The organism is Enterococcus sp. DIV0213h, assembly GCF_051711285.1.
In the GTDB taxonomy this organism is placed as follows: domain Bacteria; phylum Bacillota; class Bacilli; order Lactobacillales; family Enterococcaceae; genus Enterococcus_D; species Enterococcus_D casseliflavus.
The window spans coordinates 2884487-2896730 of record NZ_JBIOMH010000001.1 but is presented as its reverse complement, the minus strand read 5'-3'; the positions used below and the strand labels follow the sequence as shown (position 1 = coordinate 2896730).

General features: G+C 42.5%; 13 protein-coding genes and 1 tRNA gene. 8 read left to right on the top strand and 6 right to left on the bottom strand.

Annotation, left to right across the window (positions count from 1 at the left end; translation table 11 throughout):
• Positions 1-33 precede the first annotated feature (33 nt).
• Both IGI77_RS13590 and gloA read right to left on the bottom strand, forming a co-directional pair.
• Positions 34-747, bottom strand: a complete 714-nt coding sequence (locus IGI77_RS13590; RefSeq protein WP_015510190.1) for a gamma-glutamyl-gamma-aminobutyrate hydrolase family protein — start codon at positions 745-747, stop codon at positions 34-36.
• A gap of 77 nt (positions 748-824) precedes the next feature.
• Positions 825-1199: a lactoylglutathione lyase gene (gene gloA / locus IGI77_RS13585; protein WP_005228659.1), complete on the bottom strand. Its 375-nt coding sequence runs from the start codon at positions 1197-1199 to the stop codon at positions 825-827.
• 147 nt (positions 1200-1346) lie between these two features.
• Between gloA and IGI77_RS13580 the strand changes: the two genes are divergently transcribed.
• Positions 1347-1790 (top strand): NUDIX hydrolase, encoded by a 444-nt coding sequence (locus tag IGI77_RS13580; protein ID WP_005228661.1) that lies wholly within the window; start codon positions 1347-1349, stop codon positions 1788-1790.
• Positions 1791-1834: 44 nt separating this feature from the next.
• Here the strand turns inward: IGI77_RS13580 and yidA are convergent, their stop codons facing one another.
• The 3 genes from yidA to IGI77_RS13565 are packed head-to-tail and all read right to left on the bottom strand — an operon-like array spanning position 1835 to position 4838.
• Entirely contained in the window at positions 1835-2653 is an 819-nt protein-coding gene (gene yidA, locus IGI77_RS13575) for a sugar-phosphatase (protein WP_005228663.1), read from the bottom strand.
• Between the two features lie 9 nt (positions 2654-2662).
• Positions 2663-4033, bottom strand: coding sequence for an HD domain-containing protein (locus tag IGI77_RS13570; RefSeq protein ID WP_010749809.1), 1371 nt, complete (start codon positions 4031-4033; stop codon positions 2663-2665).
• Positions 4017-4838, bottom strand: a complete 822-nt coding sequence (locus IGI77_RS13565) for a lipoate--protein ligase family protein (protein ID WP_413130786.1) — start codon at positions 4836-4838, stop codon at positions 4017-4019. The genes IGI77_RS13570 and IGI77_RS13565 overlap by 17 nt, the downstream gene beginning before the upstream one ends.
• A gap of 223 nt (positions 4839-5061) precedes the next feature.
• Between IGI77_RS13565 and IGI77_RS13560 the strand changes: the two genes are divergently transcribed.
• Both IGI77_RS13560 and rpoE read left to right on the top strand, forming a co-directional pair.
• Positions 5062-5499, top strand: a complete 438-nt coding sequence (locus IGI77_RS13560; protein WP_005228669.1) for a DUF1934 domain-containing protein — start codon at positions 5062-5064, stop codon at positions 5497-5499.
• Positions 5500-5583: 84 nt separating this feature from the next.
• Positions 5584-6192, top strand: coding sequence for a DNA-directed RNA polymerase subunit delta (gene rpoE, locus IGI77_RS13555; protein ID WP_005234347.1), 609 nt, complete (start codon positions 5584-5586; stop codon positions 6190-6192).
• Between the two features lie 164 nt (positions 6193-6356).
• Here the strand turns inward: rpoE and IGI77_RS13550 are convergent.
• Positions 6357-6428: transfer RNA gene (locus IGI77_RS13550), tRNA-Arg, on the bottom strand.
• A gap of 51 nt (positions 6429-6479) precedes the next feature.
• Here IGI77_RS13550 and rpoN point away from each other — a divergent pair.
• The 5 genes from rpoN to tpiA all read left to right on the top strand — a co-directional run bounded on the left by rpoN (position 6480) and on the right by tpiA (position 12231).
• A complete protein-coding gene (gene rpoN / locus IGI77_RS13545; protein ID WP_176323943.1) occupies positions 6480-7799 on the top strand; it encodes an RNA polymerase factor sigma-54 in 1320 nt (439 codons plus the stop codon).
• A gap of 243 nt (positions 7800-8042) precedes the next feature.
• Positions 8043-9080: a sugar-binding transcriptional regulator gene (locus IGI77_RS13540; protein WP_005228675.1), complete on the top strand. Its 1038-nt coding sequence runs from the start codon at positions 8043-8045 to the stop codon at positions 9078-9080.
• A 40-nt stretch (positions 9081-9120) separates the two neighbouring features.
• On the top strand, positions 9121-10122 hold the full coding sequence (gene gap, locus IGI77_RS13535) for a type I glyceraldehyde-3-phosphate dehydrogenase (protein WP_008380858.1): 1002 nt from the start codon (positions 9121-9123) through the stop codon (positions 10120-10122).
• 99 nt (positions 10123-10221) lie between these two features.
• The gene (locus IGI77_RS13530; RefSeq protein WP_005234355.1) at positions 10222-11412 is read left to right on the top strand and encodes a phosphoglycerate kinase; all 1191 of its coding nucleotides are present in this window, start codon (positions 10222-10224) and stop codon (positions 11410-11412) included.
• A gap of 63 nt (positions 11413-11475) precedes the next feature.
• Positions 11476-12231 (top strand): triose-phosphate isomerase, encoded by a 756-nt coding sequence (tpiA, locus tag IGI77_RS13525; RefSeq protein ID WP_010749804.1) that lies wholly within the window; start codon positions 11476-11478, stop codon positions 12229-12231.
• Positions 12232-12244 lie beyond the last annotated feature (13 nt).

Below are 12244 nucleotides of genomic sequence, written 5' to 3'. Positions count from 1 at the left end.
ATTCGCTAAAATCTAGAAACAAGATGCAAGCCTTTAGAATTCCTGCACAAAAAAGTTGAAGATCGATTGCTCAGAAGGCAGCTTGTGAGCGGCTAGCTCAGGATGCCACTGAATGCCTAAGATCGGTGCGCCATAGGCAGTGGATTCAATGGCTTCAACGACACCATCAGGAGCGGTGGCAATCACGTTGAAATCATCCGCAACGGTTTTGACCGCTTGGTGATGAAAAGAATTGACGTGATAGGTTGTGCCTAAAAGAGCAGCCAAACGACTGTCTGCCTTGATTTTTACCCGATGTGTAGGGAATTGAAAGAACGTCGGCAATTGCACGTGTTTGATCGTTGGGTGATCGATCAAAGAGAGATCTTGGTACAAACTCCCACCAAATGCGACATTGAGTAACTGCATGCCGCGGCAGATTCCAAAGATCGGTTTGTTTTGAGCCACTGCTTCTTTGATCAATGCCAATTCAAAGACATCACGATCAGGATGAATGCCTTGAATCAATGGATGAGGATCTTCGCCATAGTGAACAGGGGAGACATCGTGACCACCGGCTAACAAGAGTTTATCGATTTTGCTGATGTAAGTCGCAGCATCTTCCACGACACCCATTGGTAATAATAGGGGAATGCCTTGGGCTTGTTGGATATGGGTCACAAAATTTTTGGGTGTATAGGACAACCAATGTTCTGCTTCTTCAATCATTGGTCGTTCATTAGCAGCGATGCCGATAATGGGTTTCATTTGATCAAACCTTTCTACTAGTAAATGAATCGAAAAAGAAAAAAGGACACGAGGTCCTTTTTTCGATCACCTTCGCTTTATTTTTCGCGAATAACTTCGATTTTGTAGCCATCAGGATCTTTCACAAAATAGTAAGAAGGAGAAGTTCCTGGGAGTCCTTTCAGATCAGTGACATCAAATCCAGCCGCTTGGTGCTTCTCATGAAGCGCTTCTAGATCATCGGTACTGATGGCGATATGGCCATAGCCGTCGCCTAACTCATAGCCAGGATGGTCATAGTTATAGGTCAACTCTAGCTCGTAATCATCACCAGGCAAAGTTAAGTAAACCAAAGTAAATTTATGTTCAGGAAAATCACGACGGCGAGATTCTTCAAAACCAAAGGCAGTTTGATAAAAATCTAGAGAAGCCGTTAAGTCTTTGACGCGGACACATGTGTGAGCCATTTTCATGGGTAAATCATCCTTTCGATCTTGATAGTTGTATGATAACATATTTTCTCTTTTTGTAACGAATAAAAGACAACCGAGCGTTATTTCCAGCTTGTCCAGACTATTGGCATAGGGTAAAATGGAAAGAAAGTGTTGGTGGAGGGAATCATGCCAGAAAAGGAAATTGTGTTCGGGGAAAAAGAAGCGGGGAAACCATACAAATCAAGATATGGGGCGTATGTCGTTCTTCCAAACGAAAAAAATGAAGTGATCTTGGTGCAAGCACCCAACGGCGCATACTTTTTGCCCGGTGGTGAAATTGAGCCAAATGAGAGCAAAGAAGAAGCGATCCAACGAGAATTGATTGAAGAACTTGGATTTGAAGGGGAGATTGCTGAGTATCTAGGGGAAGCAGTTGAATACTTCTATTCGCGCCATCGCGATACATTTTACCATCATCCGGGCTATTTCTATTTAATGACACAGTGGAAAAAAGTTTGTGAACCGACAGAAGAAACCAATCAATTGTCTTGGCACACGCCAGAAGAAGCGATCCAACGATTGAAACGCGGCAGCCATAAATGGGCAGTTGAACAGTGGTTGGCAAAATAAAAAAGTCAGGTTTCCGATAAAAAGGAAACCTGACTTTTTTGCACTTAGTTATTTGTTAAAACATACTTGTTGATCACTTCTGCTACACCGTCTTCTTCATTTGAAGCGGTTAGGACATCTGCGGCATTTTTCACGTTTTCAGTAGCATTGGCCATCGCCACACCGATACCAGCATATTCCACCATGGTTAAATCATTTTCATTATCGCCGATCGCCATGACTTCTTCTTGTTTGATGCCTAAGTGCTCCGCCAATTTTTTGACAGCAGCTCCTTTATGGGCTTGTTTATTTAGGACTTCCAAGAAGTAAGGAGCACTTTTAACCACATTGTAGTTGTCGGTCAAACTACTCGGCAATTGTGGGATGATCTGATCCAGTATTGCGGGATCATCGATCATCATCATTTTGATGATATTCAAGTCAGCAGTCATTTCTTCTGGTGTCCGATATTTCAATGGCATGTTGACTAAGAAGGCTTCATAAATCGTGTAAGGACTGATATCGCGGTTAGCGGTATACATGGTATCTTCAGTTTCTACATGAAGGTGAACCCCTAATTTTCTCGCAGTCATCTCAACAAAGAGATAGTCATCTTGGGACAAGCCGAATTCAGAGATGATCTCTTGATTTTTGGTTTTTTGAACCAAAGAGCCATTGTAGGTAATCACGAAATCATTGTCCGTAAATAAGTCTAGTTCCTTCAATAAATCTTGGACACCAGTTAAGGGGCGTCCCGTACACAAAACGATGCGCACGCCTTGTGCTTCTGCGTCTTTTAATGCTTTGTAAACTGCTGGAGTGATCTTGCGGTCGTTGTTCAGCAGGGTGCCATCGATATCGATGGCGATCAGTTTGATACTCATAAGTTCCTCCTAGTGGCTTGGTTTGATCAAAGCACCATTGCGAATGTGCTTGGCAAACTCTTGATACGTCTCTCCAAATAAATCATAGTGATTTTGGATGTTGGGGTCAATCATTTCTTTTGGAAAATAAAAGCGTTGGTCACCTTGGGTTTGTCCTGCTAAGGCTGCAACAAGTTGACTGGCTTGGGATAATTCTACAAGGGAACCATCTTTTTCCTGTAATTCGATCTGTGTCCGATGCTTACCAGAAGTTGGTCGATAAAAATCATAAGGCAGATCGAAGCTTGAATTGATGGCAGTATAGTAGCGGGGATTGAAGCCGACTTTTTCCACCAGTCCCTGCATTTCTTCAATCATCGGCAACTGCGTCTCATCGTCAAAGCGAGCGGATTTTAGCGGTTTACGATTTAAGAACCGCTTGGCTAAATCGCTGAGGATCGGATCATTCTCTTCCGTCCATTGGGTAAAGTAGGTATTCAACACGCCATCGTCGAGTTTCAAGTATTCATCTAAAGTGAATTCTTGTTTTAAAAACGGGAGAAGCAGTTGCGAATGGCTTTGAAACATTTCCTGATCCACTTGATAAAGTTCTGCAGCACGATCCAGCAAATGGGCTAAGATCACTTCCATCCCTCGAGAACTCGCATGGAAATAAACTTGCACATACATTTGGTAACGACTGACGATGTAGTCCTCCACAGCGTGCATGCCATTCATAGAAAAAGCAATACCGCCTTCGTACGGACGAATCACTCGTAAAATTCTGGTCAGATCAAACGTGCCGTATTCAGTGCCGGTAAAATAAGCATCGCGCAGCAAGTAGTCCATCCGATCAGCATCGATTTGACTGGAAATCATTTGAACGACTTGGGGATTTGGATAGGTTTTAGTGATGACACTTGCCACTTTCTCAGGAAATCCAGCTTCCACTCGGTTCAATATCTGATGAACTTCCGTTTCAGGAGAAGTGATGATCGCCACTGTGATGGCTTCATGGTCTGTATGGAAAATATGCTCGAAGGTGTGGGAGTATGGACCATGGCCCACATCATGAAGCAATGCTGCACACAAGGTCACTAAACGCTCCTTATCATCCCAGCCGTTCGGTCCAACTTTTTCAATCGAATAATTGCGTTGGAAAATATCGCAAATGCGGCGGCTGATTTCATAAACCCCCAAGGAGTGAGAAAAGCGGCTGTGTTCTGCTCCGTGAAAGGTGAAAGAAGCAGTCCCTAGTTGTTTGATTCGTCGCAAACGCTGCACTTCTTTGGAATTGATCAAGTCTAAAATCACTTGGTGCTGCACATGGACATAGTTGTGAACAGGGTCACGAAACACTTTTTCTATCGCTAAGGTTTGATATTTATATGGTAGGCTCATCGCTAAACTCCTTTATTGGGTGATTTCGCTTTTCCATGCCAGCTAAGCGTTGCTGCATTTGTTCGCTAAGGTCATTTTCTGAAAGCCATTGATCCAGTGACTCAAGCGGATATAGGGATTGGTCTGTGATCAAGAAAAGCAGGGCTTTTTGCAAGCGGTCAATCACCTCTTGTGTGGTAAACTTACGGCCGAGAGCCGCTTCTAAAGTGGTCATGCTCGCAGGATTGACGGCTGGATAGCCATCCGTACCAAAGCGCTCTTTTAAACCTGCTTGGTAAAAACGACGAACGAGAGAGCCGCGGGCTGGTTGGTCGCCATTGATGCTCAGATACATCATGACAGCCACGCCGTCTTTGATCCGTCGTTGTGCTGTGCCAGCAATTTTTTTTCCGTCAATACTCAGGTCATAGGTGCCTGGGCAGTACGAGTCAGCAATTTCATAAGCCAAAATTGTCCGCTCAGGAAAGGCTGTTTGCAACAATGTCGCCATCATTTCATAGGCTGCATCCGTAGTGGCAGCCAAATGTTTAGGGAAAATGAGGGAGACATTCAAAATACCGGCATCATTGATGACCCCAAGCCCGCCTGAGTTGCGGATGATCGAGGCATAGCCAGCTTCTTTCAAAACCTGCAGACCATCTATCAAAAAAGGCAGCCGGGTATCTTTCATTCCTAAAATCATCGTATCGGACAACTGCCAAAAATGACAATAAACTTGTTCCAGTTTGCCAGCAGCTTCGGTGGCAACATCGGTAAAAGCAAACGGCTCATAAGGATTGTGGATACGTGGTAAGGTTTGATCCATTATATAGATAGTCAAATCGGTTAAACTCCTTTAAAAATACTTGTTATCCTTATTATATACGATTCTTGGAAAATTACTTGGAGAAAAGAATGAAAACTTGCTTTTGTTTTCGCTTTTTTATTTTCAATGAAGAAATAGACCAAGGAGAATCAACTGAAATGATTGACAAACGAATGAAAAAAAGCAAGAATGAAACTGAAATCTTCAAAGGAGGCACACGTACATGCAAGAATTATCAAAAGGAATCCCAATCTCGATTCATTTAACAACCAATGTACGTCAAGCAGGGGAAACAGAGAACTTTCTGTTTGATCTGCAAGGACAAGCAGTCAAGATCGGTGATACCTTATATATCCGTTACAAAGAGATCCAGCCAGACGGTACCGACGTTCCCGTCACGATGAAAATCATGCCAGACGGATTGATTCAATTGATTCGCTCAGGGGAAATGCGCATGCGTTTGAAATTTTCTTATAAGGAACGGTTAGAGACGAGCTACCAAACCCCGTATGGCTTGATGATGTTCCACACCTTCACCAATCACCTGCACGTTAGCTTGAAAGACCGTCCATACTCGGGAAAGATCGATATCGATTATGACTTGTTCATGGCTGCTGACAAAGTCGGCGAATACAAACTATCTTTAGAATTTACCGCTTGATCAAAGGGAAATTGAAAGAAAAAATTGCAATTTGAGGCGTAATTTTGTATGATTAGGAGTAGACTGTGAAAGGACGTGTCCCGTTTGGAAATTAATGTATTTGAAGGTGTAAATAAAAACGAATTGTCGATGATTGAAGTTGCCCATGCGATTTTAGAGCAGCGCGGTGACGTGATGGATTTTTCTGATTTGGTCAACCAAATTCAAAACTATCTTGAAACTTCAGACAGCGAGATTCGTGATTCATTGGCGCAGTTTTATACAGACTTGAATATCGACGGTAGTTTTATTTCTTTAGGCGACAATCGTTGGGGCTTACGTTCATGGTACGCCATTGATTCGATCGATGAAGAAGTCAACCATGGCATCGAAGATGAGGATGAAGATACACCACGTCGTCGCAAACGTAAAAAAGTCAATGCCTTTATCAACGATGATGAAGACGCAATCGATTATAACGATGATGATCCTGAGGATACTGATTTGTCAGATGACGAAGAAGATGATCTCTTTGATGATGATGATGACGAGGATGAAGAAATCTCGGCATACAATTCAGACTTGCAAGAAATCGGCGCCGACAATAGCACCGATGATGAAGAAGAATTACCTGACAGCATTGAGGAAGATCTAACCATTATCGATGACGATGATGAAGATGATTTTGCGGATGAAGAGGAAGAAGAGGAGTAATCCTCTTCTTTTTTTCGCCTTATGGCTGCAAGCAGCTTTTAATCGTTGAAGGACGAGTTCGCCTTCTTACATAGATACAAATAAAAAAGGAACCGCATCAGCGGTCCCTAAGTGCTTTTGAATTATTGATTTGAATCGAGTATACTTGTAACGAAAAGAAAAAACGCGCCTTGAGGGAATCGAACCCCCGTCTCAAGAACCGGAATCTTACGTGATATCCACTACACTAAAGGCGCGAAGCACAAATATTAGTTTAACCAATTTCAGTGAAAAAAACAAGAGGTAGAATGATGAAATTTCAACAGCAATTTTCACAACAACAAAAACAGACGCAAAAGCTTGCTATGACGCAGAAATTACAGCAATCGATCCAAGTGTTGCAATTTTCTGCAGACGAATTATTGTCCTTCATAGATAACCAAGCATTAGAAAATCCATTGATTGATCTGGGGGAATATGATTCGCCCATCACACCAAGCAAAAGCAATGGCTCATCAGAACAATTGATGGATTATTTAAGCCAGATCCCTGACCAGCATACGTCTTTATTCGAATACCTCATTGATCAAGTGCATTTAAACTACCGAGATACCTTCTTGCGGACGATCGTTTTATTTTTAGTCGAGTACATTGATTTAAACGGCTTTTTGACGATTGATCTGGAAGAAGCTGGAAAACTTGTTGGTGGGACCCCAATCCAAATGCTCGATGCCTTGACCTTGATCCAGCAGCTAGATCCAGCAGGCGTCGGTGCTCGTGATCTAAGAGAGTGTTTGATGCTGCAAACGGAAAGAGATGACTATGCGCCGCCAATGGCCTATCTCATTTTAGAAGAATTTTTTACGGAAATGGCAGAGCGCAAGTGGGACAAAATCAGCAAAGCGCTGCAGATTCCATTAACTGAGATCCAAAAGGTCTTTGATTATGTTCAAACATTGACCCCCACACCAGGGGCTGCGTTTGGGTCAACCGATGGGCTTTACATCGTTCCTGACCTGCGGGTGACGGTTGAAAAAGGACAGCCGATCGTGAAATCAAACAAACGCGCCTTACCAGAGGTTCGCTTTCAGCAGCAATATTTTGATCAATTGAAGCAAAGCGGTGATCCAGAGGTCTTAAGTTATTTAGACAATAAAGCCCAAGAGTTCGAGTGGCTGAAAAAGACCTTGCTGCAACGAGGGGATACCATCTATCGTGTCGGGGTGCAGATCGTTGCACGGCAAAAGGAGTTTTTCACTCAACCAGATCGCCCATTAAAGCCATTGGTTTTAAGAGAAGTTGCCGAAGAATTAGGGATTCATGAATCAACGGTCAGCCGAGCGGTCAACGGGAAATACTTGGAAACCTCCTTTGGGGTGTTTGAATTAAAACTATTTTTTGGACAGAAAGTTTCGACACAAGAAAGCGGTGATGACCTGACGACGGCATCGATCAAACAGCAGCTAAAGGCACTGATCGATGAAGAAAACAAAAACAAACCATTGTCAGATCAGAAGTTGACAGATGCCCTCAAAGCCCAGGGCATCGATATTTCCAGACGAACGGTGGCAAAGTATCGTGAAGCTATGAATATCCCAGGTTCTTCCAAGCGGAAACGATTCGAGTAAAGCAAAACGTACTATTAACGAGTAGGAAAGGCAGCAAAGCCTTTCCTTTTTTTATCGATCCTTTCCTCTTTTTCAAATTATGACGATTTTATGAAAAGCAAGATTTTGTGACTGAAATAGTTGCGTATCAAGGCGATAAGTGCTACTATTATTGGTGTAGGAAACAAATTTAAATTTTTTTTGCAATCGATGGGTCATTTTAAGTCATTGTAGGACGAAAATTGTCCAACGGGAGGATATAAAATGCTCGATGAATTAAAATTGATTGAGGCAATCACCCCGGATATTCTCGCTGTACTCCAGGAACGTTACCGTATCTTAAGAAATATTTATTGGATGCAGCCCGTTGGCCGCCGGACACTTTCGGAAAGTTTATCAATGACGGAACGCGTGTTGAGGACGGAAACAGATATCCTTAAAAAGCTAAAACTGATCGACTCTTCAAAAAGCGGCATGCAATTGACCGCCTATGGAGAAGAAGTGTACACGAAGATCGGTGCACTGATGGATCAGCTGTTCGGAATGCACCAAATCGAAAAACGATTATCAGAGACCTTTGGCATCGAACGTTGTTTGATTGCGAGCGGCGATGGTGATCGACAACCGAAAGTGATTGCTGAATTTGGCCAGTTGCTGAATGAATCGTTGGATCTCTTATTGCCAGAAGGCAAAAACACCATCGCAGTGATGGGAGGGACGACAATGGCGAAAGTTGCCGAGGAATTGGGCAATTTGGAAACCGCCAAACGTCATAACTTGTTTGTTCCAGCCCGTGGCGGTATCGGAGAATCAGTCAACGTGCAAGCAAACTCAGTCAGCTCAGTAATGGCGATGCAGACAAACGGCGATTATCGCTCCTTGTTTGTACCAGAACAATTAAGCATGAACACCTACGAGTTTCTCTTGAAAGAACCCGCCATCGTTGATGTCTTAAACTTGATAAGTCAAGCGAATTGTGTTATTCATAGTATTGGACGGGCGTTGCATATGGCGGCTCGAAGAAAAATGTCAGAACAAGAAATTCTGATGTTAAAACAAAAAAATGCAGTTGCAGAATCCTTTGGGTATTTCTTTAACGAAGCTGGTGAGGTCGTCTACAAAGTTCCTCGCATCGGACTTCAATTAAAAGATTTGCAAAAAGTCCCAATCATTTTTGCGGTCGCTGGCGGACAATCAAAAGCCAAAGCGGTCAATGCATACATGAAAAATGCACCAAAACAAACCTGGCTCATCACCGATGAAGCTTGCGCAAATGAGATTTTAAAAGGGGCAACCCTTTAAAATAAATATTTTTATGATTTTCATAAGGAGGAAATCTTAAATGACAGTTAAAGTAGGTATTAATGGATTTGGACGTATCGGACGCTTAGCATTTCGTCGTATCCAAGAAGTAGAAGGAATCGAAGTTGTGGCTATCAATGACTTAACAGATGCTAAAATGTTAGCTCACTTGTTAAAATATGATACAACACAAGGACGTTTCAACGGTACAGTTGAAGTTCACGAAGGTTCATTCAATGTGAACGGAAACGAAATCAAAGTTTTAGCTAACCGCAACCCTGAAGAATTGCCTTGGGGCGAACTAGGTGTTGAAATCGTGTTAGAATGTACTGGATTCTTCACTTCTAAAGCAGCTGCTGAAAAACATTTAACAGCTGGTGCAAAACGTGTAGTTATCTCAGCTCCTGGTGGAAACGATGTTCCAACAATCGTTTACAACACAAACCATGAAACTTTAACAGGTGAAGAAACAGTTATCTCTGGTGCTTCATGTACAACAAACTGTTTAGCTCCTATGGCGAAAACATTGAACGACAAATTTGGTGTGATTGAAGGATTAATGACTACAATCCACGCTTACACAGGTGACCAAATGACTCTAGACGGACCACACCCTAAAGGTGACTTCCGCCGTGCCCGTGCTGCTGCTGCAAACATCGTGCCTAACTCAACTGGTGCTGCTAAAGCGATCGGCTTAGTAATCCCAGAATTGAACGGCAAATTAGATGGTGCTGCTCAACGTGTTCCTGTTGCAACTGGTTCATTAACTGAATTAGTTACTGTTCTTGACAAAGAAGTAACTGTTGATGAAATCAATGCAGCAATGAAAGAAGCTTCAAACGAATCTTACGGTTACAACACAGACGAAATCGTTTCTTCTGATATCGTTGGTATGACTTACGGTTCATTATTTGATGCAACTCAAACAAAAGTTATGACTGTTGGCGACAAACAATTAGTTAAAACTGTTGCTTGGTACGACAATGAAATGTCATACACTGCACAATTAGTACGTACTTTAGAATACTTCGCTAACCTATAAGAGTTGCGAACGACTTTAATTTAAACCATCGCAAGAGAAAGCGGGGAAGCATCGCGCTTCTCCGCTTTTTTTAACAATTATGCTAGGAGGAATCTGTTCATGGCGAAAATGACAGTTCAAGATATCGATTTAAAAGATAAAAAAGTTCTTGTACGTGTGGACTTCAACGTTCCATTGAAAGATGGAGTGATCGGAGACGATACACGGATCAAAGCAGCATTACCAACAATCAATTACGTGATCGAAAACGGCGGAAAAGCAATTCTTTTCTCACACTTAGGTCGTGTGAAAGAAGAAGCAGATAAAGCTGGAAAATCTTTAGCGCCAGTTGCGAAACGTCTAGGCGAATTGTTAGGCAAAGAAGTAACTTTCGTGGATGAAACCCGCGGCGAAAAATTAGAAGCAGCGATCAACAACATGCAAGATGGCGATGTCGTTGTTTTTGAAAACACTCGTTTCGAAGACATCGATGGCAAAAAAGAAAGCAAAAACGATCCTGAACTAGGTAAATACTGGGCTTCTTTAGGCGATGTTTTTGTAAATGATGCCTTTGGTACCGCACACCGCGCACACGCGTCAAACGTAGGGATCGCTTCAACAGGTATCCCAACAGTTGCTGGTTTCTTAATGGAAAAAGAAATCAAATTCATCGGTGAAGCAGTCGAAGAACCAAAACGTCCAATGATCGCGATTCTTGGTGGAGCAAAAGTATCTGACAAAATCGGCGTAATCGAAAACTTGATTCCTAAAGCAGACAAAATCTTGATCGGCGGCGGAATGACGTATACGTTCTACAAAGCAAAAGGCATGGAAATCGGTAATTCTCTTGTGGAAGCAGACAAAGTAGAATTAGCAAAAGAATTGATCGAAAAAGCTGGCGATAAATTAGTATTACCAGTTGATTCAATCACTGCTGCTGAATTTTCAAATGATGTCCCAACAGAAGAACATACTGGTGATGTTCCTGAAGGACAAATGGGCTTAGATATCGGACCTGAAACTATCGCTTTGTTTGCTGAAACATTAAAAGGCGCAAAAACAGTCGTTTGGAACGGACCTATGGGTGTGTTTGAAATGTCTAACTTCGCAAACGGTACGATCGGTGTTTGTGAAGCAATTGCCAACCTTGAAGATGCAACAACGATCATCGGTGGCGGTGACTCTGCAGCTGCAGCAGAACAATTAGGTTTTGCTGACAAATTTACCCACATCTCAACAGGTGGCGGTGCCAGCCTTGAATTGCTAGAAGGAAAAACACTTCCTGGCCTAGCGGCGATCAACGATAAATAATCAATGACAAGCCGTGCAAAGGATCTCCTTTGCACGCTTGATAACGAAAAGGAGTGCCAGAACATGCGCAAACCAATTATTGCCGGAAACTGGAAAATGAACAAAACTGCGAAAGAAGCAAAAGAATTCGCTGAAGCAGTCAAAACAAAAATTCCTAGCAACGATACAGTTGACTCTGTGATCGGTTCGCCAGCTCTATTCTTAGAAACATTAGTGAATGCTGCTGAAGGAACAGAATTAAAAATTGCTGCTCAAAACAGCTACTGGGAAAATGAAGGTGCCTTTACTGGTGAAACTTCACCAGCAGCTTTAGCAGATCTAGGTGTTGACTATGTCATCATTGGTCATTCAGAACGTCGTGAATACTTCCATGAGACAGATGAAGACATCAACAAAAAAGCCAAAGCAATCTTTTCAAACGGCATGATCCCAATCCTATGCTGTGGTGAATCTTTAGAAACCTATGAAGCTGGCAAAACAGCGGAGTGGATCGAAGGACAAATCACTGCTGGCTTAGACGGTTTAACAGACGGTCAAGTAAGTAATCTTGTGATTGCGTACGAACCAATCTGGGCGATCGGTACTGGTAAATCAGCGGATGCAAACATCGCAGACGAAATTTGTGGCGTTGTCCGCAAAACCGTTGAAAAATTATACGGCAAAGAAGTTTCAGATAGCGTGCGTATCCAATACGGCGGTTCTGTAAAACCTGAAAACATTGCTGAATACATGGCAAAAGAAAATGTTGACGGAGCATTAGTTGGCGGCGCAAGCTTGCAAGCTGATTCATTCCTAGCATTATTAGATGCTGTAAAATAATTTCATTTTCATG

Coding starts and splice junctions, on each gene's coding strand:
- yidA (WP_005228663.1), bottom strand. CDS start 2,653: ATGAGTATCAAACTGATCGCCATCGATATCGATGGCACCCTGCTGAAC.
- IGI77_RS13560 (WP_005228669.1), top strand. CDS start 5,062: ATGCAAGAATTATCAAAAGGAATCCCAATCTCGATTCATTTAACAACC.
- IGI77_RS13540 (WP_005228675.1), top strand. CDS start 8,043: ATGCTCGATGAATTAAAATTGATTGAGGCAATCACCCCGGATATTCTC.
- IGI77_RS13565 (WP_413130786.1), bottom strand. CDS start 4,838: ATGGATCAAACCTTACCACGTATCCACAATCCTTATGAGCCGTTTGCT.
- gloA (WP_005228659.1), bottom strand. CDS start 1,199: ATGAAAATGGCTCACACATGTGTCCGCGTCAAAGACTTAACGGCTTCT.
- IGI77_RS13580 (WP_005228661.1), top strand. CDS start 1,347: ATGCCAGAAAAGGAAATTGTGTTCGGGGAAAAAGAAGCGGGGAAACCA.
- IGI77_RS13590 (WP_015510190.1), bottom strand. CDS start 747: ATGAAACCCATTATCGGCATCGCTGCTAATGAACGACCAATGATTGAA.
- rpoN (WP_176323943.1), top strand. CDS start 6,480: ATGATGAAATTTCAACAGCAATTTTCACAACAACAAAAACAGACGCAA.
- IGI77_RS13530 (WP_005234355.1), top strand. CDS start 10,222: ATGGCGAAAATGACAGTTCAAGATATCGATTTAAAAGATAAAAAAGTT.
- IGI77_RS13570 (WP_010749809.1), bottom strand. CDS start 4,033: ATGAGCCTACCATATAAATATCAAACCTTAGCGATAGAAAAAGTGTTT.
- gap (WP_008380858.1), top strand. CDS start 9,121: ATGACAGTTAAAGTAGGTATTAATGGATTTGGACGTATCGGACGCTTA.
- tpiA (WP_010749804.1), top strand. CDS start 11,476: ATGCGCAAACCAATTATTGCCGGAAACTGGAAAATGAACAAAACTGCG.